The 24,405-nt window shown below is 48.5% G+C and carries 17 protein-coding genes and 1 pseudogene; 11 read left to right on the forward strand and 7 right to left on the reverse strand.

The window, feature by feature from the left end; translation table 11 throughout:
- Positions 1-40: 40 nt before the first annotated feature.
- Positions 41-820, reverse strand: a complete 780-nt coding sequence (locus PG915_RS00425; protein WP_353497434.1) for a class I SAM-dependent methyltransferase — start codon at positions 818-820, stop codon at positions 41-43.
- A gap of 171 nt (positions 821-991) precedes the next feature.
- Here PG915_RS00425 and asnC point away from each other — a divergent pair, with 171 nt between their 5' ends.
- Positions 992-1,453 (forward strand): transcriptional regulator AsnC, encoded by a 462-nt coding sequence (gene asnC / locus PG915_RS00430; RefSeq protein ID WP_042502002.1) that lies wholly within the window; start codon positions 992-994, stop codon positions 1,451-1,453.
- Between the two features lie 152 nt (positions 1,454-1,605).
- Here asnC and PG915_RS00435 read toward each other — a convergent pair whose 3' ends face one another.
- A complete protein-coding gene (locus PG915_RS00435; RefSeq protein ID WP_353497435.1) occupies positions 1,606-4,359 on the reverse strand; it encodes a cation-translocating P-type ATPase in 2,754 nt (917 codons plus the stop codon).
- A gap of 574 nt (positions 4,360-4,933) precedes the next feature.
- Here PG915_RS00435 and PG915_RS00440 point away from each other — a divergent pair.
- Positions 4,934-6,093 (forward strand): annotated as a pseudogene (locus PG915_RS00440) (IS3 family transposase).
- Between the two features lie 202 nt (positions 6,094-6,295).
- Here PG915_RS00440 and prlC read toward each other — a convergent pair.
- Positions 6,296-8,338 carry an oligopeptidase A gene (gene prlC / locus PG915_RS00445; protein ID WP_353497436.1) on the reverse strand — a complete coding sequence of 681 codons (2,043 nt, stop codon included), beginning with the start codon at positions 8,336-8,338 and terminating at the stop codon, positions 6,296-6,298.
- 186 nt (positions 8,339-8,524) lie between these two features.
- Here prlC and PG915_RS00450 point away from each other — a divergent pair, with 186 nt between their 5' ends.
- The 9 genes from PG915_RS00450 to PG915_RS00490 all read left to right on the forward strand — a co-directional run bounded on the left by PG915_RS00450 (position 8,525) and on the right by PG915_RS00490 (position 19,617).
- Positions 8,525-9,364 (forward strand): 23S rRNA (adenine(2030)-N(6))-methyltransferase RlmJ, encoded by an 840-nt coding sequence (locus tag PG915_RS00450; protein WP_353498626.1) that lies wholly within the window; start codon positions 8,525-8,527, stop codon positions 9,362-9,364.
- A gap of 208 nt (positions 9,365-9,572) precedes the next feature.
- Positions 9,573-10,271 carry a glutathione S-transferase family protein gene (locus PG915_RS00455; RefSeq protein ID WP_353497437.1) on the forward strand — a complete coding sequence of 233 codons (699 nt, stop codon included), beginning with the start codon at positions 9,573-9,575 and terminating at the stop codon, positions 10,269-10,271.
- 219 nt (positions 10,272-10,490) lie between these two features.
- Positions 10,491-11,846, forward strand: a complete 1,356-nt coding sequence (gorA, locus tag PG915_RS00460) for a glutathione-disulfide reductase (RefSeq protein WP_353497438.1) — start codon at positions 10,491-10,493, stop codon at positions 11,844-11,846.
- Positions 11,847-12,121: 275 nt separating this feature from the next.
- Positions 12,122-13,609: a chitinase gene (locus PG915_RS00465; RefSeq protein ID WP_353497439.1), complete on the forward strand. Its 1,488-nt coding sequence runs from the start codon at positions 12,122-12,124 to the stop codon at positions 13,607-13,609.
- Between the two features lie 99 nt (positions 13,610-13,708).
- A complete protein-coding gene (locus PG915_RS00470; protein WP_353497440.1) occupies positions 13,709-15,001 on the forward strand; it encodes a serine/threonine protein kinase in 1,293 nt (430 codons plus the stop codon).
- Positions 14,998-16,458 carry a chromosome partitioning protein ParA gene (locus PG915_RS00475; protein WP_353497441.1) on the forward strand — a complete coding sequence of 487 codons (1,461 nt, stop codon included), beginning with the start codon at positions 14,998-15,000 and terminating at the stop codon, positions 16,456-16,458. The genes PG915_RS00470 and PG915_RS00475 overlap by 4 nt, the downstream gene beginning before the upstream one ends.
- Positions 16,459-16,466: 8 nt before the next feature.
- Positions 16,467-17,018 carry an ECF-type sigma factor gene (locus tag PG915_RS00480; protein WP_353497442.1) on the forward strand — a complete coding sequence of 184 codons (552 nt, stop codon included), beginning with the start codon at positions 16,467-16,469 and terminating at the stop codon, positions 17,016-17,018.
- Between the two features lie 104 nt (positions 17,019-17,122).
- On the forward strand, positions 17,123-18,487 hold the full coding sequence (locus PG915_RS00485; RefSeq protein ID WP_353497443.1) for a hypothetical protein: 1,365 nt from the start codon (positions 17,123-17,125) through the stop codon (positions 18,485-18,487).
- Positions 18,488-18,600: 113 nt separating this feature from the next.
- The gene (locus PG915_RS00490; protein ID WP_353497444.1) at positions 18,601-19,617 is read left to right on the forward strand and encodes an acyltransferase; all 1,017 of its coding nucleotides are present in this window, start codon (positions 18,601-18,603) and stop codon (positions 19,615-19,617) included.
- 3 nt (positions 19,618-19,620) lie between these two features.
- On the opposite strand, the gene PG915_RS00495 is transcribed toward PG915_RS00490, so the two are convergent.
- The 4 genes from PG915_RS00495 to PG915_RS00510 all read right to left on the reverse strand — a co-directional run bounded on the left by PG915_RS00495 (position 19,621) and on the right by PG915_RS00510 (position 24,328).
- Complete coding sequence (locus PG915_RS00495) at positions 19,621-20,622, reverse strand: SPOR domain-containing protein (RefSeq protein ID WP_353497445.1); 1,002 nt, start codon at positions 20,620-20,622, stop codon at positions 19,621-19,623.
- A 111-nt stretch (positions 20,623-20,733) separates the two neighbouring features.
- Positions 20,734-21,675, reverse strand: coding sequence for an ABC transporter permease (locus tag PG915_RS00500; protein ID WP_353497446.1), 942 nt, complete (start codon positions 21,673-21,675; stop codon positions 20,734-20,736).
- 2 nt (positions 21,676-21,677) lie between these two features.
- Complete coding sequence (locus PG915_RS00505) at positions 21,678-22,655, reverse strand: ABC transporter permease (protein WP_353497447.1); 978 nt, start codon at positions 22,653-22,655, stop codon at positions 21,678-21,680.
- A 119-nt stretch (positions 22,656-22,774) separates the two neighbouring features.
- A complete protein-coding gene (locus PG915_RS00510; RefSeq protein ID WP_353497448.1) occupies positions 22,775-24,328 on the reverse strand; it encodes an ABC transporter substrate-binding protein in 1,554 nt (517 codons plus the stop codon).
- Positions 24,329-24,405 lie beyond the last annotated feature (77 nt).

A 24,405-nucleotide genomic window follows, 5' to 3' on the forward strand; every position in this document is an offset into this window, starting at 1 on the left:
TTACACCAGAGCAAGTTACTCAAAAACATATAGGAAAGGATTAACTCATTGATGCGTTAACGTAAACATCGAAGCGATTTTTTTTGGTCTCAATCGCCATTGTCGGTTTTTTCTCATCCAGCCACTCGGCGTAGTCTGGACGTTTGACCACAACGCGTTTTGCCGCAAGCTTAAGAGCAGGCTCAAGCAGTCCGTCTGCATCGGTATCTGCGCCAACCAAAGATTGAAAAACACGCATCTCTTTTTTCACCAGCGCCGATTTCTTTTTGTTCTCTGGATGCGGATACATAGGGTCTAGATACACAACATCGGGCTTGATAAAGGCGTTGTCATCGGCAAGTTCACTTAAGGCATCTAGGCTCGACGCATGCAGCAGCGACATACGCTCACTGACCCACTCGCCAATTTCAGAGTCTTGTTTGGCGCGCTCAAGGCCATCATCCAGCAATGCGGCGACCACAGGATGGCGCTCTACCATCTGCACCTTGCAGCCAAGAGATGCGAGCACAAAGGCATCGCGACCTAGACCAGCAGTACCATCGAGCACCGTAGGTGTCGCCCCTTTGTTTAAACCTGCTGCTTTAGCAATAGCTTGACCTTTACCACCACCAAACTTACGCCTGTGCGCCACTGCACCACCAGCAAGATCGACGTAAATCGCGCCCAGTTTCGGTTCATCCAGCTTTCGAAGCTCGAGTCTTTGTTCGGTCAGCACCAATGCAAATTCGGAATCGTCAGACGCCACCAACCCCCAACGCTCGGCAAGTTGCTGAAGCTCTGGTTGACGTGGTTGATGTTCGCAAATGAGTTGAATGTGCAAAGTGAAACTCCGAAATAAGACAATGGGCGCCAGTGTACCTCAAGTCGATAGCACGACCAATAAGCGTGATCGACACAAAGACGACTGCGCAAAAATAGTGATAAGCTTGTGCACCAATGAAACGGCACGTGTTCAGCGATGTCGCCCACTCACTCAGACAAAGGATTCGATATGCACGGTACCAACAATCTCGACGATCTGGATAAAGCGATCCTAAAAACCTTGATGGAAGACGCCCGTCGCCCGTATGCCGAGATGGCAAAACAGTTTGATGTGAGCCCAGCGACGATTCACGTGCGTATCGAGAAGATGAAAGCGGCCGGGATCATTGAGGGTACTGAGGTGGTCGTGAACACCAAAAAGCTCGGCTATGACGTGTGCTGCTTTATCGGTATCAACCTATACGCTGCGCGTGACTATCACTCGGCGCTGGAGAAGCTCAATGCCTTGGATGAAGTGGTCGAAGCCTACTACACCACTGGGGCGTATAACATCTTCGTGAAGTTGATGTGCCGCTCGATTGAAGAGCTGCAGCACGTGTTGATCGATAAGCTGCAGGCGATTGAAGAGGTGCAATCGACGGAGACGCTGATTTCGTTGCAGAACCCGATTAGTCGAAATGTGAATCCTTAGGTTTGGTGGACGTTCAGTGAACACGCGCTGTTAGTAGATTCCTGCCTGCGCAGGAATGACGACATGGTTGAGTGTGATACCTTTTATTAGTGCGTCACCAAACCCAAAAAAGGCGCTCATCAGAGCGCCTTTTTACTATTTCAAGTGAGAGATTAAACCCACTTAATCTTAGTTGCTTCTTTCACTGCAGACATAACCAGCGTTGGTAGTGATGCTGCCATGATGACACCAAATAGGTGACCTGCTGCCAGTGCTTCAGTATTGAAGATTAGCTGGCCTAGACCTGTGTAGATAACCCCTAGCGATAGAATCGCTGACACCGATACTGCACCTAGTAGGTACTTGTTGGTGAAAGGGTTTCTGCGGTATAGCGACGTAAATGTACGTGAGTCAAATAGATGCCATAGCTGAGCAAAGACTAGCATCGCAAATGCCATTGTCTGTGCGTAGTTCGCAGAGAAACCATTGGTCAGTGCCCAGTTGAACGCCATGTAGCTCATGCCACCCAGTGCTAGACCACGAGTTAGGATACGAGTACCTAGGTGGTCACTGAAGAAGCTCTCGTTACGTTTGCGAGGCTTACGCTCCATCAGATCTTTCTCTTCTGGCTCAACACCTAGCGCAAGCGCTGGTAGACCATCCGATACCAAGTTGATCCATAGAATCATTAGCGGTGTTAGCGGCAAGATAGCCTCTGGCCCCATCATTAGGAACGCAAACAGGATAACCGATACTTCACCCACGTTCGCTGTCAGAGCCTGACGGATGAACTTACGAAGGTTATCGAAGATTTGACGACCTTGGCGTACCGCTTTCACGATAGTGCTGAAGTTGTCATCCAGTAGGATAAGGTCACCTGAGTCTTTCGCTACAGACGTACCAGTGATACCCATAGCAACACCGATATCTGCACGGCGCAGTGCTGGTGCATCGTTCACACCGTCACCTGTCATCGCTGCTACTTCGTTGTTGAACTGCTGAGCCTGAACGATACGTAGCTTGTGCTCTGGTGTTACACGGGCAAATACTGCAACTTCCGGACAGATCTGACGAAGCTTGTCATCGTCCATCTCATCAAGCTCTGCACCCGTCACAACCAGATCTTTCTCGCTGCGGATGATACCGATATCACGTGCAATCGCTGCTGCTGTTAGCGCGTGGTCACCGGTGATCATTACCGTTCTCACACCTGCTTGGTAGCAGCTTTCAATCGCATCGCGTACTTCTGGACGCGGTGGATCCATGATGCCGTAGAGACCCAATACCGTAATATCTTTCTCTAGCTCTTCAAAGTCACGCTCTAGGTCTGCTTCTGTTAGCTCTTTGAAGCCAACGGCTAGCGTACGCAGTGCGTCTTGAGCAAAGTTTGCAATCGCAGCTTCGTAGTTTGCAACGATCTCAGCACTTGGGCTAGTCGCTAGCGCAAGGTTGCCGTCCGATGCTGTTGGTGTGTGCTCAACAGACGTACCGTCAACCATGAAGCCTGCTGCGTTGCGAAGAATCACATCTGGCGCACCCTTGATAGCAAGGAAGTGATTGCCTTCAGGACCTTTCACGATAACCGACGCCATCTTACGAGAAGAATCGAACGGGAATTTCTCAACGATAGAGTAGCCACCTGACGTTAGCATCTCAGACTGGTTCAAACCCGCCTTCGCAGCTGCCACAATCAGTGCACCCTCTGTTGGGTTACCACGAACAGCCGACTTGTCGCCATCCATGATGTACTCAGAATCGTTACATAGTGTCGCGACGACTAGACCCTTCATCATCTCTGGGCTTTGCTTGGCATCTGTGCTGTGCGATAGCGGCTTGAACTGACCTTCAGGGCTGAAGCCTTTACCGCTTACTTGCCAGTAACGACCGCTTGCATCGTACGCCTTCATTACCTGCATTTGGTTTTGAGTTAGCGTACCTGTCTTATCAGAACAGATAACCGTGGTTGAACCTAGCGTCTCAATCGCAGCCAACTGCTTAGCCAGAGCATTGTTCTTCACCATGCGAGTAGAACCCATGGTTAGAACAATAGTGATGACCGTCGGAAGACCTTCAGGAATCGCAGCGACAGACAGAGAAATACCTGTGTTGAGGATCTCTAGCCAAGGCATACCGTAGTAAAGACCGATAGCACACACAACCGCTACAACGCCTAGGGCTACTAGCATTAGCGTTTTAGCAATGGTGTCCATGCGCTCTTGCATCGGCGTCTTGGTTTCTTCAGTGTTCGCCATTAGGTCAGCGATGTGACCCACTTCGGTCTGCATACCTGTCGCAACCACAACACCTAGACCTGTACCCGATGTCACCATCGTCGTCATAAAGCCCATGTTTAGCTGGTCGCCAAGGCCTACGGTTTCGTCTTCGATAACCTTAGACGTCTTGTCTACTGGCTCTGACTCACCCGTTAGCGCTGCTTCGTCGATAGATAGACGGTTGGCCTCGAGGATACGTACATCAGCCGCTAGGATGTCACCTGTGCTGATTTTTAAGATATCACCTGGAACGATGTCGCTCGCTGGGATGTCAATCCACTCACCATCACGCTTAACCTGCGCCGACGGTGCCGCCATTTGACGTAGCGCTTCCATACCTTTCTGAGCTTTGAACTCTTGCCAGAAAGCAATCAATGCGTTGATAAAGATGATCGCTGTAATCGCGATCGCATCCACTAGGTGCCCGGTGAAATAGGAAACAATGGCACCGACGCCCAGAATGAAAATCAGTGGATTTTTAAATTGGTGGATAAACAGCTCAAGCGCAGATTTGCCAGCCTTCTCTTGCAGCTCGTTTTTTCCGTATTGTGATTGGCGCTCGGCTACTTCCTTTGAAGTCAGGCCTTGCTCCGCCGACACACCCTGCATCTGCTGAGTGTTCTCAACGGTTTCAGTAAACCATTTTTTAGTCATGGGGGTAACTCTCCAAGTAAATTCAGTCGACATCGGTAGAATGACAAACCGATAAAAAGCAATCGCTGAATAAAATGATGAAAATGCCCCGCCTTTAATTTGCATTTTTATTAACATTTAATGCGTAAGCGGAAAGCCAAATTAAGTTACCCGAAACTGAATATCCCTGTAATTAACTTTCGGAGAGCTGGCATGCACTCTAGGACGCTTCTTTGACTCAAAACAAACTTAGATTTTATTCGAGTCTCAAACGTAGCAAGGCTTTGTAAGCAAAGTTAAATAACACCTAATTTTGGCTGAAAGGATACTTCTGTTTTTTCGAAGTGTGAAAGTGGGTGACATTATTGGGAAGGTGATTGGGGGATACATTTTGGCAACCAAATGGGGCCGAGAGGGTTTTATTCAATAGTTATTCACTGGGGATATATCATTTGAATTGGAGGAATGACCACGTTGCGATGCGACGATAGGAGCTAGCATAAGTTCTCCCCCTTTATAACGGGGCGCTGTAGTGGTTTAATGATCCCGGACACCAAATTAGGTGGTAAAGTCTCCACCGTAAATGAGGTGTTCAATGACAAAACGACAACGACGTACATTTTCTCCTGAGTTCAAAGTAGATGCCGCAAGCTTGGTTCTTGATCAAGGTTACTCAATATCTGAGGCGGCACGATCCTTAGATATCGGCGATACAGCCTTACGACGCTGGGTAGATCAACTAAAGATTGAGCGCGGCGGAGAAACGCCAGCGGTTAAAGCTCTAACGCCAGAACAGCAGAAGATCCAAGAGTTAGAAGCTAGGATTAATCGCTTGGAAAGAGAAAAATCCATACTAAAAAAGGCCACAGCTCTCTTAATGTCGGACGAACTCGAACGTTCTCGCTAATTGACCAGTTGAGGGAGCATGAACCGGTCAAAGTTCTTTGTGAGCTGTTCGATGTAGCTTCTTCCTGCTACTACGAGTTTAAACAACGAAAGCCGGATGCCAATCGTATTCGGTTAGTCAGCCGAGTTAAGCAGCTCTTTAACATGAGTCGTGGCTCTGCCGGAAGTCGGACTCTTGCTTCTATGCTGCAGTCTGAAGGCTTCGATGTCGGACGCTTCAAAGTACGCAAGCTTATGCAAGAAGCCGGGCTGATGAGCAAACAACCAGGCTCGCATCGCTATAAGCAAGCTAAGCTAGAGCGACCAGATATCCCCAATCGATTGAAGCGTGAGTTCTCAGTTTCCACTCCAAATGACGTTTGGTGTGGCGATATTACTTACATCTGATCCGGTTCAAAGTGGAGTTATCTGGCTGTTGTACTCGACTTATTTAGTCGCAGAGTAGTGGGTTGGGCGCTATCAGACAAACCCAACGCAGAGTTGACTTGCAAAGCTTTGGATATGGCTTGGGAACAACGAGGACGGCCTAGCAACGTGATGTTCCACTCAGACCAAGGAAGCCAATACAGTAGCCTTAAATACCGTCAAAGGCTTTGGCGATATCGCATAACTCAGAGCATGAGTCGTCGAGGTAACTGCTGGGATAATGCTCCTATGGAGAGGCTATTTAGAAGCTTAAAAACCGAATGGATACCAGCTACTGGATACCTGACCCAAACTCAGGCAAAGAAGGATATCAGCTATTACTTGATGGATTACTACAATAGGCAACGGCCTCATCAAGCAAATGATGGGCTATCGCCAGTTACTGCCGAAAATCGGCTTAAGTTAGTGTCCGGAATTTGTTGACCACTACACGCGTAGCCGGGGGGGGAGTTAGAGGGGGGTGCTCTTGGGCTCTTTGCTTTTTTACTTTAATGGGCAAAAACAAGAAGAGCACCCCTCCCAGCCTCCCCTTATTAAGGGGGAGGAGCTACTGGCTCGCTCGCGCGTCGCCCTGTTTTTCTCAATAACACAGTTTTGCGATGCGACACCAGGAGCAAAGGGCTAACTAAGCACTAATCCCAGAATGACGCAGCAATGCATCAATCTCTGGCTCACGGCCTCGGAAGCGCTTAAACAGCTCCATCGGCTCTTCACTGCCACCCATCTCTAGGATGTTGTTTAGGAAGCTTTGGCCAGTCTCTTTATTAAAGATGCCCTCTTCTTCAAAACGTGAATAAGCATCTGAAGACAACACCTCTGCCCATAGATAGCTGTAGTAGCCAGCACTGTAGCCACCAGCAAAGATATGGCTGAAGCTGTGTGAGAAGCGGTTCCACTCTAGGCTTGGCAATACGGCGACCTTGGATTTCACATCCGCAAGGGTTTCTAGAACGCGTGCGCCGATGTCTGGATCGTATTCTGTGTGCAGCGTGAAGTCGAACAAACCGAACTCAAGCTGACGCAGGATAAACATCGCCGATTGGAAGTTCTTCGCTGCCAGCATCTTGTCGAGCATGGCTTTTGGTAGCGGCTCGCCGGTTTCATAGTGACCAGATATAAATGCCAGCGCTTCTTCTTCCCAGCACCAGTTTTCGAGGAACTGACTTGGCAGCTCGACCGCATCCCATGGCACACCGTTAATGCCAGACACAGCACCAGTATCGATCTTAGTCAGCATGTGGTGAATGCCGTGGCCAGTTTCGTGGAATAGTGTCACCACTTCATCGTGAGTGAACATGGCAGGCTTATCACCCACTGGTTTGTTGAAGTTGCACGTTAGGTACGCCACTGGGGTTTGCAGTTCACCTTCAGCATTGGTGCGGCGCACTCGACATTCGTCCATCCATGCTCCGCCACGTTTGTGCTCACGTGCATACAGATCTAAGTAAAAGCTGCCGCGCAGCGTGTCTTCACTATCGAAGATATCAAAGAAACGTACCGACTCATGCCAAGTATCCACACCTTCACGTTCAGTAATCTTCATACCGAAGACGCGATTAAGCACCTCGAACAAGCCACTAACCACTTTTGATTCTGGGAAGTATGGGCGCAGCTCTTCATCTGAGAACTGGAATAGGTGCTGCTTTTGCTTCTCGCTGTAGTAAGCGATATCCCAAAGGTTTAACTCAGTGACGCCAAACTCTTTTTCGGCAAATTGGCGTAGCTCTTCGACTTCACGTTCACCTTGAGGCTTGGCTTTCGTCGCGAGATCGTTCAAGAAGCCAAGCACTTGCGCCGGGCTCTCAGCCATTTTGGTCGCCAGTGATTTCTCACTGAAGGTACCAAAACCAAGCAAGCGAGCAATTTCATGGCGCAGTTTTAACTGCTCTGAAATGACATCTGTGTTGTCCCACTGACCCGCTGTCGGGCCGCGATCAGAGGCACGAGTGACGTATGCTTCATACAATTCTTGGCGCAGCGCTTGGTTATCACAGTAAGTGAGAACTGGAAGATAAGATGGAATATCGAGCGTTAATAAATAACCCTCGAGTTCTTTGGCTTCAGCGGCCGCTTTCGCTGCGGCCAGCGCCGATTCCGGCATGCCTACTAGCTCTTTCTCATCGGTGATGTGCTTAGTCCAGCCCATAGTGGCATCGAGCACATTGTTAGAGAACTGCGAGCCTAGCTCTGACATGCGCTTGCTGATCTCGCCGTAGCGATGCTGCTCGTTAGCAGGTAAGCCAATACCAGATAGCTCAAAGTCACGCAGTGAATCTTTGATGGTTTTTTGCTGAGCTTGGCTTAACGCCTCAAACTCATCGCTGGCTTTGATCGCTTTGTAAGCTTCATACAGACCTTTGTGCTGGCCTACCCAAGTGCCGTACTCCGACAAAATAGGCAAACAGCTTTCATACGCTTCGCGCAGCTCGTCGCTGTTGACCACAGAGTTCATATGGCTCACTGGTGACCAAAGGCGGCTTAGCTTGTCATCAATCTCTTCGATTGGCGCAACAACATTATCCCAAGTCGGATTGGTATTGCCTTCAAGCACCGCATCAATTTTCGCGCGGCAGGCATCAATCGCTTGCTCGACTGCTGGTTTCACATATTCTGGTTTAATTTGTGAAAAAGGAGGTAAGTCGGTAAACGTCAGTAGTGGGTTTGACATGCAGCGTCCCTTTTTAGTTATTGGGTTCCCTCACTCATTGGGTAGCAAGTGAGCGTAATTATTAAATAAATGTAGTCATTGGACTCGAATTTCAATCCTTACGATAAGACGAAGTTGTAAGATCTCTGCCGCTTCGGGAAAGAAGAGGTTATACTTCGTGCATTATTGTCTAACCGAGTCATTATTTTGCTGAGCTATCGTCACAGTTTTCACGCGGGCAACCATGCCGACGTCGTGAAGCACATAGTACAAAGTCTTATCCTTAATTCTCTAAAAAACAAGGAAAAGCCATTCGTTTATCACGACACCCACTCAGGCGTAGGTCGCTACGATCTTACCCATGAATGGTCGGAGAAAACGGGCGAATACAAGCAAGGTATCGGCAAACTTTGGGGTAACTCAGACATCCCAGAAGACATCGCCAGCTACATTGAGTCGATTGATACGCTAAATAACGGTGATGCTCTGCGCTACTACCCAGGCTCCCCACGTGTGGCGCGCGCGCATCTGCGCCCGCAAGACCGTATGGTATTGACCGAGCTGCACCCCAGTGACTTCCCGCTACTTGAGCAAGAATTCCATCGCGACCGTCAGGTTAAGATCTTTAAAGAAGATGGCTTTAAGCGCCTAAAAGCGAGCCTACCACCAGCAGAGCGTCGCGGCTTAGTACTGATAGACCCACCCTACGAGCTCGCCAGAGAGTATCGCGATGTGGTGACCGCGATTGCACAGAGCCATAAACGCTGGGCAACGGGTATCTACGCGATTTGGTACCCAGTGGTGAATCGCTACGACATCGACGACATGATTGATGGTCTGGAAGGGCTTGGCATTCGCAAGATCCTTCAAATAGAGCTTGGGGTGTCTCCTGATACCAACGAGCGTGGTATGACAGCTTCAGGCATGATTGTTATCAACCCGCCGTGGATGCTAGAGCAGCAGATGAAAGAGATCCTGCCATACCTTAAAGAGAAAATTGCCCCAGCAACAGGCCACTTTAAGGTGGAATGGATTGTTCCTGAATAAGCTCTGATATAAATCGGTGAACGAAACGAAAGGCGCAAGCATCTGTTTTTCATAACAAGCTTGCGCTTTTTTATTGTCTCGAACACCTTCTCTAGAAAAATATTTCGACTTTTTTGAAATTATTTTCGTCTTATTCAAACACCACTCGTCTTACTAGTGAAAGTACTGAAGCAGTACACCCAAATTACATCCTAGTGAGGAAACCAACATGATTAAGATTGTTAGCTTTAAGATTTGTCCCTTTGTTCAACGCGTGACAGCAGCACTAGAAGCTAAGCAGATCCCTTACGAGATTGAGCACATCAGTCTAAAAGACAAACCGCTGTGGTTTTTAGATATCTCACCGAATGGGCAAGTACCAGTCATGGTGACCGAGTCCGGCACGGCGCTGTTTGAGTCTGACGCCATCATTGAGTACATCGAGGATGAATATGGTTCGCTAGAGCAAGGCGTCACCAATGAGCAACGAGCGCTTGACCGCGCATGGAGTTACCTAGGGTCGAAGCACTATCTTGCTCAGTGCGGCACCATGAGCAGTAAAGATCAGCAAACTTTTGAAGAGCGCGCAGAGAAGCTGATCAAAGCGTTCCAAAAAGCAGAGAACCAACTGTCGGGTGAGACAAAGTTCTTTAAATCGGATGCGCTCAGCAATGTGGATATGGCATGGCTACCGCTACTGCATCGAGCTGCCATTGTTAAAGCCCACTCTGGGTATGATTTCTTCTGTGGTCTACCTAAGATGCAAGCATGGCAGCAAAACATTCTCAAGTCGGGTCTGGTCGAGAAAACCGTATCAGAAGACTTCGATACGCTGTTTAGCAACTTCTATCTAACCAACACCTATCTGGCGGAAGGTAAAGATATGGCTACAACATCAGGCTGTGGAACAAGTAGCTGCTGTGGTTAATCATGACGCTCTGAGGGCGCTCGCCCTCAGACTCATCGACATTAATCGTTATTAGTCATAATCAACGCAACTTTTTCCCATTGGAGAAAGTTGCTAGACTCGATTTATTATACGGACAGAGATTGTGGCTAACGTTTTGGGTTGTTGAGTTCTGACAACATCGCCCCAATATGCTTTAGTACAAGCAATCAAAATATTTATAAGCTCTTGGAGAACGTAATGGCAACGCATTTTGACTATATCTGTATTGGTGGCGGCAGCGGCGGTATCGCATCTGCAAACCGTGCGGCAATGTATGGCGCGAAGGTTGCGCTTATCGAAGCGAAAGACCTAGGCGGTACTTGTGTAAACGTTGGCTGTGTACCTAAAAAGGTCATGTGGCACGGTGCACAAATTGCTGAAGCCATGAACCTATACGCGGAAGACTATGGTTTTGACGTTGACGTTAAAGGCTTCGACTGGAACAAGCTGGTTGAAAGCCGCCAAGCGTACATTGGTCGTATCCACCAATCTTACGATCGCGTACTTGGTAACAACAAAGTAAACGTTATCAAGGGCTTTGCTAAATTCGTTGACGAAAAAACCGTTGAGGTTGATGGCGAGTTATACACGGCTGACCACATCCTTATCGCAGTCGGTGGTCGTCCAACAATTCCAAACATCCCTGGTGCCGAGTACGGCATCGATTCAAACGGCTTCTTCGACCTAGACGCACAACCAAAGCGTGTTGCCGTAGTAGGTGCAGGTTACATTGCTGTTGAGATCGCAGGCGTTCTCAGCGCACTGGGTACAGAGACACACCTATTTGTTCGTAAAGAGTCACCACTACGTAGCTTCGATCCAATGATCATCGACACCCTAGTCGAAGTAATGGATGCAGAAGGTCCTACACTGCACACCCACTCTGTGCCAAAAGAAGTAGTTAAAGAAGCAGATGGCAGTCTGACTCTGCACCTAGAGAACGGTGAAAGCCAAAACGTTGACCAGCTAATCTGGGCAATTGGTCGTCACCCAGCAACAGACGCAATCAACCTAAGCGCTACAGGCGTTGAGACTAACGATCGCGGCTACATCAAGGTAGACGAATACCAAACAACCAATGTTGAAGGCATCTACTGTGTGGGCGATATCATGGAAGGTGGTATCGAGCTAACACCAGTGGCAGTTAAAGCCGGTCGCCAGCTTTCTGAGCGTCTGTTTAACAACAAACCAAACGCGAAGATGGACTATGACCTAGTTCCTACCGTGGTATTTAGCCACCCACCTATCGGCACCATTGGTCTAACAACACAAGAAGCTGAAGCTAAGTACGGCGAAGACAACGTGAAAGTGTACACATCAGGCTTCACAGCGATGTACACCGCTGTCACTAAGCACCGCCAGCCTTGTAAGATGAAGCTAGTATGTGCGGGCGACGATGAGAAAGTGGTTGGTCTACACGGCATCGGCTTTACGGTTGATGAGATGATTCAAGGTTTTGCCGTTGCGATGAAGATGGGCGCAACCAAAGCGGACTTTGATTCTGTTGTGGCTATCCACCCAACGGGCTCTGAAGAGTTCGTTACCATGCGCTAAAAGCCGCGCAGCTCACTTAATACGATTTCAGCCCAGTTTCGACTGGGCTGTTCTACATCTAAAGTTTCGAACCACTACACACCTTTGCGTAATCGAGCAAACACTCATTCCTCCCTAGCTTGAGACGCCTCGCATCGCTTGAACCTCAAGCACAGGATTAATGGTTTTCACAGTAACTAGCACATAGCCTTTGTTTTAGTTTTTTCTGCTAGCTAACAGATCTCATCCAGCATGAGTCTCTGCAAACTAGTCAAATTAAATAAAAGGAACGTGAAATGAAACCTTCTCATTTGTTGGCAGTTGCGACACTTATCAGCACCAGCTTGCCCGCTTTTGCAGTCAACCCGCAACCCGATCCAACCAACCCCACGGGTTACGTGTTACTGCGCAGTGAAGTGCAAGCCAGCGCAGCCGCCCAAACCAATGACCCTATGTATGCGGTATGGGCAAATGCCCTCTCCACTGCACCAAACACTGTCGTCGATGCGATTGACGCAGGATTGGCGACCAATCCCGGCAACGTAAAACGTGCCGAGCGCGTATTCCCGAGCTCGGAATGGGACTTTCTCACACAAATGGCCGCATCAGAATACACCTACCAGCGTTTTTTGCAGGCCATCGGTAAGTTTCCCGCATTTTGTGGCGACTACACGGATGGACGTGATGCCGATGCCATCTGTAAGCGCTCCATTGTCACTGCATTTGCCCATTTCGCCCAAGAAACCGGTGGACATATCGCACTGGATAACACTTGGGATAACCCGCTTGCTTTAGAGGAGTGGCAGCAAGCTTTAGTTCATGTGCGTGAGATGGGATGGTCTGAAGGTCAGGAAGGCTATACCACAGGTTGCGGACAGAATGACTGGCAAAACAAACGCTGGCCATGTTCACCCAATCAAGGATATTTCGGTCGCGGCGCCAAACAGCTTTCCTACCATTTTAACTACGGTCCTTTCTCGGAAGTGATGTTTGATGGTGATGCGACGGTACTACTTAACAATCCAGCTCTGGTTGCCGATTCTTGGTTAAACCTTGCCTCTGCGATTTGGTTCTTCCTAACTCCACAAGCACCTAAGCCCGCCATGCTTCACGTGATTGACCGTACATGGAAACCCTCACAGCGAGAAATTGACGCGGGGATTGGCTATGGTTTTGGCACCACTATTAACATCATCAATGGTGGCATTGAGTGTGGCGAGCAGAACAAAACCAAAGGCCAACCGGTTAACCGTATTCGTTATTGGGAGGGGCTAGCGGCACACTACCAGATCCCCATTGAAGCCGATGAAGCCAACACCTGCTGGCAACAAACACCTTATGGCAGCCTCAATCTCAATGGTGCGACCGATGTGCTCTACACCAACTGGGAAGCAAGCTGGAAGTACCATGCGAACCGCCCAGGTGGCGTCTCATTTGAATGTAATCTAGTGGGATATCAAACCGCCTATTCGGCACTGGTTCCTGGTGACTATGAAAAGTGTGTTACCAACTTCTACGGCTCTCACGCTAATTGGCTCGAGGTGCGTATTGTCGATACATTGCCATCTGATGGTGGTACCGGCGGCGGAAACACTGGTGGTGGCGACACAGGTTCAGACACCCCTTCTAGTATTCTCGTTTGGGAGGCCGGAGTCACTCAAGCTAAGGTTGGCGACACCGTGATTCATCAAGGCAAGTGTTTTACCGCCAAAAACAAACCTGGCGTATGGGAAACACCAGCGCAAACTAACTGGTTTTGGCAGCAAGTGAATTGCCCAGATTAAGAACATCACCAATATCTATAAATTACTGATTTATTATAGAAAACAGAGCAGCAGTTCGGTATCCTCTAGCCTGGTTAAAAAGGACGCATTGGCCAGACATTGAAACATGGACATCGCACAGAGCTGCTGCTCAACTTCCACTATATGGATGAGACTGAGCAAGCCACATATCTTGAACAACTAAAACACTCAGATCCCAAGCTGCATCTCGAGCTACTCAGTGAACAGAGCACCGCACATTCGGAGCTAACACAAATATTAGGTCGACACGCCAGTGTGCATGTCGATGACTCAGCGATTGCCCAAACTAAGCTCGGTTCCTATCGAGTTTGCGAGCGAATTGGGCGTGGTGGCATGAGCCAAGTCTATCTGGCCGAGCGATGTGATGGTCGATTTGAACAGTCCGTCGCCATTAAGGTGTTCGAGCCGCACCTGAGCAATATGGTTGGCAAAACCATGCTGTATTGGGAAGCGCAGCTTCTGGCGAAGCTCAATCACCCCAATATCGCCAATGTACTGGATGCTAACGAAACAGATTCCTCGGTATTTTTGGTGATTGAACATGTAAAAGGTCAATCACTCACGCAATGGCTGACCACTAGTCCCTGCAATAGCGTTAAACTAGCACTGTTTTTCGATATTACCGACGCCATACACCACGCTCATGCGCAAGGTGTGTTCCATGGGGATCTCAAGCCAGAAAATATCCTCGTCGACGAGAATGGCGACGCCAAGGTGATCGATTTTAGTATCGCGACTCATGATGCTCGCTATGCTGATCTGCACATTTACAGCGCCGACTATGCCAGTCCAACGCAAAAACAAACCGGTAAAGTCGATGCCTCAAGCGACATTTATGCCCTTGGAAAAATTTTCAACAAACTGTTTCCCAACCAACAGCACAAATCTGAATGGCAATGGGTCTATCAAAAGTGTACTCAGCCAAGTGCACTTCAATACTCTCGTATAGCGGAGTTGAAGTCAGACATTAAAGCACTTCAGCACAATAAGCCCATCTCCCACCCGGATGCAAACGCCCTTTATCGATGTGGCAAGCTTTTAAAGCGAAGACCACTCGCCAGCGCCTTGACGGTGCTACTCATGACTTCCGGCTTAGGCTTTGTTTCTGCGTTAATCAATAAAAACCTTGAACTCCAACAGCAGCAACGCGTCTCCAATGAACTATTACTCGAAATGACGCAGCTACTGTTTCACGGCCATCACAGTGATGCCACCTCTCTAAAAGCCATGCTGGACTTAACCAGCATGCGGCTACTGAGCCATCAAGATTTACCCATTGATATCAAACAGAAGCTGGTATTGGCGATGTTAATGCCAGAGCAAGGCTCTGCCGAACAAGAACAACAAGACATAGGTACAACCTCAGAATGAAACGTATGAATCCTGCCTGGGTGGCCATGGTAACCACCCTTGCGAGCACACAAATTTTCGCAACTGATATTCAGATAGGCCACTTTATTGATGCACCCGTCACAGGCCTCTACTACGAGACCAGCTCCAAGATTCGCGGTTACACCCAACAGGGACAATTTGAGTTTAAAGACGGCGATGAGGTTCGCTTTTACTTGGGCAGCAACAACCAACATAAACTGCTCGCCACAGTTGCCGCGCAAGAGGTGGTTACGCCTAATCTCGCTTCAACCACACCCAGCAAAAGCCTTAATATGGTTCGTCTCTTGCTTGGCATCGATACCGCTCCTAATCGCGACGACCTCATCAAGCTCGATAGTGACTGGCTGTCAACGGATAAGGTTCAAGCGCTACTCAACGCACTGGATCTCAACAACCTACCTGAGAGTCTCAGCATCTCGAATAAACCTCTCGCCAGCGTGCATGAAGCCGCCAAACACCTAGAAAGCAGCCAGCAATACATAGAGCAGAACTTTACCTCCAAACAAGTGCTCACAGCGCCATTAGACGTAAAGCTAGTCAACACAATTCTTAAACGTCGAGACTGGCGAGGAAACCTGTGTTTTTACGATACTGCGCGACGCGACGAACCGAATTATCACGGTCCAATTGGCAGCACCACCTATAAAATTGTTGATGGAGGCATAATTCTCTATCCGGATGTGGGCGATTACTATGGCAGCCGTGATGGCTCCGTCAGCAGCTGTGAAGTCAATGTCAGTCAAAGCTACCAAAAGCAAGAGTTTGAGAAGATAGACGACTATTCCGACTGGGGCGGACTCATCGCTTGTGCCCATACCGGCTGCACCCACCTAGACCTAAATGGATTCGATATCGAAGATTTTGATGATGAGGGCGATTGGAAGTACCGAACCGTGGCAATTAGCTACAACACCACCACCAAGCTACTGACTCAAAAGTCGCAAGGGTTGGGCAAGAAGGCTAAGGTAGAACACGACAATCTGACCGAGCACCTATGGTTTACCTCAGCTGTAGATGAAAAGCAGTCTATCGATTTCCAAGGCTATTGGCGCCAGCGTAATCTTGCGTCCGGTGACACTCGTTGTCTGTACATTGACAAGGATCACGTTCTACAAAGTAAGCGAGCAACATGCACTAAAAACCACCAAGACTATACCCAAGATGTCACGGCAGAGTTTGGCGATATGTGGTGGCTCAGCAGCGACGGTTCGAGTTCAGCAAGTATTGAGCAGCTCAACAGCGGAGTAAAGTGGTACAGCACCGATAACACACCTCGCTATAGCTTATGGGAGTTCTTACCGACTCAAAATCAGTGGAGCGAGGGCAAAATTTATCGCCGCTTTCAAGACATTCAAGTCGACCAGTTCGGCAAACAGCAAGCTCGCACCATTGCTGTGTTCGAACTGGAAAGATTAGCCAACAACTCATGGATATAGGAAAGCCAATGCAACTGACAGATATCATCGTCCGGTGGCACAACGGCGATAAGCAGGCTGAGGGGCTGCTGTTTCATTATGCCTATGAACAACTAAAGAGCATCGCCCACAAAGAGCGGGTGCGTGCTTTAGATAAATTTGGTGATAATGCAGAACACCACGAGCAAGAGGTAAACAACACCACAGCTCTGATCCATGATGCTTACGTCAAACTGTCCCAGCATGACGTCAGCTATCTGCAGAATCGGAAGCAATTCTTCTTACTGGTCTCCAAGGTCGTACGCCAAATCCTTATCGACCAATCCAGAAAACGCCTCGCACAAAAGCGCCAACCCACAACCGCGACCACGCGAGACCAACAGAACTTTGATCAACTGATGAGCTTTGATAGTGCTTTAGGAGAGCTTAAAAAACGCTTCCCACGCCAATCCGAAGTGCTCCAATTGCGCTACTTTGCTGGCCTTAAAAATAAAGAAATCAGTGACATGCTGCAATGCAGCCCCAGTCTTATCGAGAAAGACCTCAAGTTCTCTCGCAGTTGGATGCAGTCACAGATATAAATTATTTTTACGGTTTTTTGTGACAATTACGTTCCTTGTTGCTCATTCAGTAAACGGTTAAAAAAGGGTCATTAACCGAGTGAAACCAAACAAGGAACGACCCTATGAAACAACTTAGCGCAATCGCCATCGCGGTTTCTTTGATTCTTACTGGCTGCGGCGGTAGCGATAATGGTGATGCCGGCACCTCAACTGGCGGCGGTGAGCAAACTAAGCCTTCGTTGCAGCGACTAGCTCTTGATGGCTACTTGGTAGACGCTGATGTCTACATTGACCGTAACCGTAACAACATTGCTGAAACCGACGAGAAGTTGACGGCTACCACTGATTCACAGGGTAAGTTCACCATTTCGGAGGCCGATGCCGAGTTCCCAGTCATCGTTCGCGCCGTTGCAGGTCGCAGTTACGATACCGATAAAGGCGGCAGGCTGATCAACACATTTGAGATCGCGGCACCAGCAGGCACCGCAGTTGTCAGCCCATTCTCAACCATTGCCGTTCTCGAACAGAAAACGCTGGAAGAAGTCGCGACAGATTTAAATATCGACAGCACCACCCTAGATACTGACTACGTGGCTGCAAAGCAAGCCAACGCCAACGCGAAACAAGTGCATGCCATTGCTCGCTCACTAACGTTGCAACTAGATAATGATCTCGCCAGCTCAGAAGCGAACCTTTCTGATATCAAAACTCAGCTCACAAACATCCAAGATAAAATTGCAGAACAGGTAAATAACGACGTCGATCTAGACACCATCATCGTTGATGAAAAGGGTAACGTTAGCGAATCGCCAAAAACCGTCAAAGACATGATGGTCGGCTCAACCTATTACTATGTGTCGACCAATGATGACTATTTCCACAAAGAGGGGGTTTCAGAAATCACCTTCCACGAGAATAAAGTCAGCTTTATCGATGACAACGGCAAAGTCGGCGAACACTCGCTTACCTACACCGATACTGGCTACATTACTCCTGACGGCGAAGAGACCATCATTTTACTTGGTGAAAAGCTCAGTCTAACCGTGACGCCTCAAAACGATTTGTTTGTCGCTAGCCAAGTAAACTTTGGTGACAACGGCTACGAAAAGCGTGTGGTAACGGCATCAGAGTTTGCTGGCAAGACTTTGTATCACTTCTGGGATGATTCCACGTCTAACAAGGCGGACCCAGATATGGCGAAGATTACCCTCAACACGGATGGTAGTGGCGTGATTGTGGAAAGACAGGGACTCAATTGGCCAGAGACTGAAATGCAAGGATCATGGCGTATTAGTGACCAAGGCGACCTCGTCCTTAGTGCTAGCGACTTCGATGAAGATTGGGTGATCTCGTTCACTACATTAACAAGCCAAGGCTTGCATGTAGCCTACGAAGACAGTCGTAATCAATCTAAGCCGCTATTGTTTACTGAGAACCACGATCTGGCTGACAACCTATATAGAGAATGGCTTAAACTCGCGAAGTAACGCGAGATCCTCAAACTGCCCTGCGGGGCAGTTTTTACACAACTCTGATCCCCACTCCCTTTCTTAGTTGGCAAAACTTCCTTATAGTTTGTGAAGACTGTAAGGAGTTGTTAATGGACAAAAAACACGTTTATTTCTTTGATGCGATGCGCTGTGTGGCGGCGCTGGCGGTGATCATCATTCATGCGCTTGGGCCTTACCGTCATGAACTTGGACAAATCCCAATGGGCGAATGGGTAACAGCGATCACCTTTAATGGTTTTAGCCGCTGGGCAGTACCAGTGTTTATCCTTATCACTGGCGCTCTCATGCTTAATGATACGCGCCCTTTCGATCTTAAATACTACCTATCGCGCCGATTAGGCAAAGTGCTGATCCCATTTTTAATGTGGTCGCTGTTTTACGCCTATTTGTCAGGCTGGACGATTGAAGGTTTTAATGGCGAAACGGTAAAAGAGGTACTCGCTGAGAGTTATCATCACCAAACTTATTACCACCTGGGATTTTTTTACTACTTCATCCCACTTTACGCAGCTATTCCGTTTCTGCAAATCTTCGTTCGTAAATTCGACGATGGGGCGCTTTATGCGTTCACAGGGCTCTGGTTATTGACGACCCTGCTATTCTTGATGCGTATAGATGGCCCTTGGAGTGAGCAGTTCTGGCTGTATATGGGATTGCTGCCACTGGGCTACATTTTGTATCAAAAGCTGCCTGCCAGTCGCGGCGTGGTGGTGATATCCGTCATCCTTGGCGTTGGTGCGATGGCACTAAGCAGCTACATGGTGGTGCAAGGCAGTATTGAAGCCGACCGCTATTATGTCGGCCGCTGGTTCTCATACAAGACGCTGAATACAGTTCTCGCGGCAAGTATGATTTTCATTGTCTGTAAGGCATATGCGGACAATCTAAAACCAAAAGTGAAGAAAGTGGTGAGCTTTATCAGTCAATACAGTTTAGGTATCTATATTCTGCACCCGCTGTTTTTATGGCCGATGAATGAGCTAGGACTGCACCATGGACACCCGATTTATATGATCCCTTTCTGGGTCATCATCAGCGGCAGTTTGGCGCTGGCCACCAGCTGGCTGCTCGCTCGCAGCGCAAAAACTCGCTGGTTGCTGCCATAACGTTTACTTCCCGACACACACCACGTTCAGCAAGGTGTTACCTTTAAGCGGTGACACCTTGCCGTTGGTAAATAGTCCCTTCTGACCATCTCCCCAATACGGCATTTGCATCGGCCACTGGTTGTTGTTCATGACCTTGGAACCAACAAGTGCTTGCCACTCACTGTTGCTCACTAAATGCATATCGAGATCGCTGCATACCTTAATGGCGCTGTTGTAGCTTAAACGATTCCAAGCCTTATCATGCTCCATATAGAACTGATGGTCACCGCCCGAGAGGTAAGGAACAGCATAGCGTTTGCCATCGACCTGTGTAGAGAGTCGAACGGAGAGAGAAAAAGACTTGGTTGTAGGCAGTGCTGGAATGGTTGTCGCTTTCTTGGCAGGTTTTGGCGCTGTCGATTGGGATTGAGGTGTTGGTTGGGACTTGTCTTGGCCAGACTGAGGCTTAAGGGCAAGGGTTTTCTCAGATGCTTGTGGTTTACTGAAGGCGGCTTTTACACCGGTAGGGTTGGAGGGCTTGGCAACGGAGGAAGACGAAGCGCTCACCATCTTCCCGCTGCGCTCAACCACACGAATAAATGCATCTCCGTAGCCGCTTACTCCTTTAACCTCGATTAAGTCCCGCTTGGCTTTATTCACATCGGTGTAAGGGCCAATCAAACAGCGGTAACTGCTCTGCTGTGGCAGCATCCAGACATCGGAGGATATCTCCGAGTACAGTGGCATTGCCTGCTCAAGAGGCATCGGCGTCTCGAGTATCCCACATTGAATCCAATAAACAGCGTCTTTAGACTCCGGAACTGTGCTACCCCAAACCCCACTGCCGATGGGGCAGTTTTCCGCTAACACTGGGAGTTGATTCGTAGAAGCTTGGCTAGCATCACACAGAGCATCGTCTGCCAATACGTTCGTCGACACAGTCAATACCCCGAGCAGAACACTACTACGCAGCCAGCGTGATGAAACGCTTGCTAATCCCTTAACTCTGCCGAAAGAGCCCATACCTATCCCCTGAACACTTCATCTGGAATTTGCGACACAAATAAAAAGAGTCGCAATCATTTGCGACTCTTAGTGTAGTGAGGATTGGGTTTAAAAATCAATCTCTCTCGATCACCCTTTGTAGATTTTCGGGTTAAATACATCACGTAACCAGTCACCTAATAGGTTGATTACTAGTACTAAAGTGATCAGAACCAGGCCTGGGAACGCCGTGATCCACCAAGCACCCGAGAAGATGTACTTGAAGCCGATACTGATAAGTGCACCCAGCGACGGTTGGTCAACCGGTAGACCAAGTCCAAGGAACGACAGCGCTGCTTCTGACATGATCGCGTTCGCCACCTGTACTGTTGAGATAACTAAGATTGGCGACAAACAGTTTGGCAGAATGTGACGGAACATGATGCGTGGTGCTTTAAAGCCCATCACGCGCGCCGCTTCCACGTACTCTTTCTTCTTCTCAGCCAGTACCGAAGCACGGATGGTACGCGCATACTGTGGCCATTCGGCAATACCGATGATCACCACCAGCATCAGCACCGCATATTGACTGAAGAACTCGCTGCCAAAGCTCGCCTTAAAGATAGCCGAAACAATGATCGCCACCATCATGGTTGAGAACGATAGCTGAACGTCAGCAAAGCGCATTAGGAAGCTATCAACACGACCACCGAAGTAACCCGCTGACAGACCAATAACGGTACCTAGAAGTAGCTGAAGACCTACAGCAGCAAAGCCAATCGTTAGTGATAGACGAGAGCCGTAAAGAATCGTCGACAGAATATCACGACCTTGCTCATCGGTACCCAGCGGGAAGGTTGCGTCGCCGTCTTCCATCCAAGATGGTGGCAACTCGGCATCCATAATGTCGATGGTACTGAGATCATACGGGTTATGCGGTGCAATCAACGGCGAGGCCAACGACATCACTAGAATCACCATAAAGACAGTGAAACTCGTCATCGCAACCTTGTCGCGCTTAAAGTAATACAGAAAATCCGATTGTTTGAAACGCTCCCAACGTGAAGGAACAGTTTGTACTGCTTGTGTCATGGTTATGCTCCTTTACCAGTTAGGTTTACAGTTGGGTTAATCAGGCCGTATAGCAGGTCGACAATAGTGTTCGTCACAACGAAGATAAGACCTACAAAGATAACGTACGCAGTAATAAGTGGCGTATCTACACGGTTGATTGCCTCAAGGAAAAGGAAGCCTGTACCAGGCCACTGGAATACTGTTTCGGTTAGAATGGTATACGCCACCATAGTACCGATTTGTACGCCACCTACCGTCAATACCGGCAGCATGGTGTTTTTAAGAGCGTGTTGGTAGTAGATCTTATGCAGCGCTAGACCTTTCGCCTTACCAAACTTGATGTATTCAGAGCTCAGCACTTCTAGCATTTCTGCGCGCACTAGACGAATAAACAGCGGCAACATAATGGAAGCCAGTGCGATACATGGCAGCACTAGATGCGCCAGACCATCAAGCGTTAGGAAGCCAGAGTCCCAACCAAACCAGTTTGCGGTTTCACCTCGTCCGTAGGACGGGAGCCAGCCTAGTTCGATAGAGAAGACATACATCAACATGATTGCGGTTAGGAAAACAGGGATCGAGATACCGATGCTACTGCCTGCCATCACAACTTTGGTAAAGAAACTCTTCGGGTTAATTGCAGAGTAGACCCCAAGAGGGATAGATAAACAGATTATGATTAACGTGGCACCCAGTACCAGCTCTAGCGTCGCCACTAATTTGCTCGCAATCACTTCAACCGCAGGGCGCTTGAAGAAGTATGAGTTACCTAAATCACCTTGTACCGCGTTACCAAGAAAACGCGCGTATTTCGTAATGAAGGGATCGTTGAGGCCCATTTCATCTCGCATCGCTTGACGCTCTGCTTCTGAAACCGACTGACCTACAAGTTCACGCAACGGGTCGCCCAGGTTATCCTGAATGGCAAACGCCACCAAACTGATCACAAACATCACTATCAGTGCCTGAAACAGGCGCTTGACCAGAAACGAAAACATTCCTTGCCCCTTATGTATCCATTACATTAAAAATTTCGTTCAGCCTAAAAAAACGCGCTCTGCTCGCTGAACAAAGCAGAGCGCGATTATCTGTCGCTTACTCAGCGAGAGAGTGCCGCTTACTTAACGACTAGATCACCAAAGTATGGGAAGTTCATGCCGTTGATGATTGGGCCAATCTCAACGTTAGACTTCGCTGCCCATGATGGATCTTGCCAGTGTAGAGGAACAAACGCCGCTTCATCGTATAGCGTTGCTTCAACTTGCTTAAGCATCGCGCTTCGCTTCGCTAGGTCTGTCTCAGAGTTAGATGCAGCAACAATCTTGTCCACTTCTGGGTTAGAGTAGTGACCACAGTTGTACTGACCACGACCCGTTGTTTCATCACGAGTCATTGTTAGGAACTCTGTGAAGTTCGCTGAATCTTCTGTATCTGGGTGCCAGCCGATCATCATCATGTCTGCTGCACACTTATCAAACTCTGGCCAGTATTGCGCTTTAGGCATTGTCTTCAGATCAACCTTGATGCCGATCTTAGACAGCATTGCTGCCGCAGCTTGAGCAATCTTGTCATCGTTCACGTAACGGTTGTTTGGCGCCATCATAGATAGCGTAAAGCCGTTCTCGTAACCCGCTTCCTTCATTAGCTCTTTCGCTTTCTTCAGGTCGTAGCGTGGTGTTAGCTCTTCGTTGTAACCCGCGTAACCAACTGGGCTTTGCTGACCTGCAGGTGTCGCAGCACCTTTCATGATCTTCTTAGCAATACCTTCGTTGTTGATGGCGTGAACGATAGCTTGACGAACGCGAACGTCTTTCAGCGCTTCGTTGCTGTTTTGGTTCATTTGGAACGTGATTACACGCGTACCAGGCATAGTGTATAGGTTGATGTTGCTCGCGCTATCCACACGTTTGTAGTCGTTTGGTGCTACTGGAGCAATCATGTCTACGTCGCCAGAAAGAAGTGCTGCTACACGCGTTGCTGCTTCTTTGATTGGTACAAGTGTTAGGTTATCAACGTTACCTTTTGATGCGGTATCCCAGTAGTTAGGGTTACGCTCAAACTCAACCTTGATGCCTTGCTCACGTGATTTGACCGTGAATGGGCCAGTACCAGAAACGTTAGTAGAAGCAAAAGAGTTACCGTGCTTAACGATTTCGCCTTTGTCTGTACCGTCTGCCGCTGTACCTGAGTAGAACTTGCTGTCCATTGGGAAGATGTACGTTGCCACGTTCTCAACTAGCGGGTAAGTACCGTCAGTCTTGATTTCGATGGTGTAGTCGTCAACTTTAGTCAGTGATACTAGCGGCGCAAAGATACCTTTAAAGTCAGCAGACTTCTTAAGACGCGCAAATGTCCATACTACGTCGTCAGCCGTTAGCTCGTTACCAGAGTGGAACTTAACACCTTTACGTAGGTTGAAACGCATAGTTTCGTTGTCGACACGATCCCAAGACTCAGCCAAACGAGGCTCAAATTCCATGTCTTGGTTAAAACGTACTAGTGGGTCAAATACCATGTGTGAAAGCTGCATCACACCGCCAGATAGCTGCTCTTGTGGATCAAGCGTTACTGGGTCAGCGTCGTATGCTACGGTGATGTTTGCCGCTGCAGCGCTAAAGCTCAGGCCAGCTGCCATCAAAGCCACTGCTAATTTACTTTTCATGGTTTTCATTGTGCATAACTCCTTCATGCGGGGATCCGGATCCCTTTTTGTTGTGTTTGCTTCTGCTTATATTTCCATTAGGAACT

Origin of the sequence: Vibrio sp. CB1-14 (assembly GCF_040412085.2) — a bacterium.
GTDB lineage: Bacteria > Pseudomonadota > Gammaproteobacteria > Enterobacterales > Vibrionaceae > Vibrio > Vibrio chaetopteri.

Bases quoted from the DNA above. Each gene is read 5' to 3' on its own strand.
- asnC (WP_042502002.1), top strand. From the start codon at position 992: ATGCACGGTACCAACAATCTCGACGATCTGGATAAAGCGATCCTAAAA.
- PG915_RS00435 (WP_353497435.1), bottom strand. From the start codon at position 4,359: ATGACTAAAAAATGGTTTACTGAAACCGTTGAGAACACTCAGCAGATG.
- prlC (WP_353497436.1), bottom strand. From the start codon at position 8,338: ATGTCAAACCCACTACTGACGTTTACCGACTTACCTCCTTTTTCACAA.
- PG915_RS00455 (WP_353497437.1), top strand. From the start codon at position 9,573: ATGATTAAGATTGTTAGCTTTAAGATTTGTCCCTTTGTTCAACGCGTG.
- gorA (WP_353497438.1), top strand. From the start codon at position 10,491: ATGGCAACGCATTTTGACTATATCTGTATTGGTGGCGGCAGCGGCGGT.
- PG915_RS00465 (WP_353497439.1), top strand. From the start codon at position 12,122: ATGAAACCTTCTCATTTGTTGGCAGTTGCGACACTTATCAGCACCAGC.
- PG915_RS00475 (WP_353497441.1), top strand. From the start codon at position 14,998: ATGAAACGTATGAATCCTGCCTGGGTGGCCATGGTAACCACCCTTGCG.
- PG915_RS00480 (WP_353497442.1), top strand. From the start codon at position 16,467: ATGCAACTGACAGATATCATCGTCCGGTGGCACAACGGCGATAAGCAG.
- PG915_RS00485 (WP_353497443.1), top strand. From the start codon at position 17,123: ATGAAACAACTTAGCGCAATCGCCATCGCGGTTTCTTTGATTCTTACT.
- PG915_RS00490 (WP_353497444.1), top strand. From the start codon at position 18,601: ATGGACAAAAAACACGTTTATTTCTTTGATGCGATGCGCTGTGTGGCG.
- PG915_RS00495 (WP_353497445.1), bottom strand. From the start codon at position 20,622: ATGGGCTCTTTCGGCAGAGTTAAGGGATTAGCAAGCGTTTCATCACGC.
- PG915_RS00500 (WP_353497446.1), bottom strand. From the start codon at position 21,675: ATGACACAAGCAGTACAAACTGTTCCTTCACGTTGGGAGCGTTTCAAA.
- PG915_RS00505 (WP_353497447.1), bottom strand. From the start codon at position 22,655: ATGTTTTCGTTTCTGGTCAAGCGCCTGTTTCAGGCACTGATAGTGATG.
- PG915_RS00510 (WP_353497448.1), bottom strand. From the start codon at position 24,328: ATGAAAACCATGAAAAGTAAATTAGCAGTGGCTTTGATGGCAGCTGGC.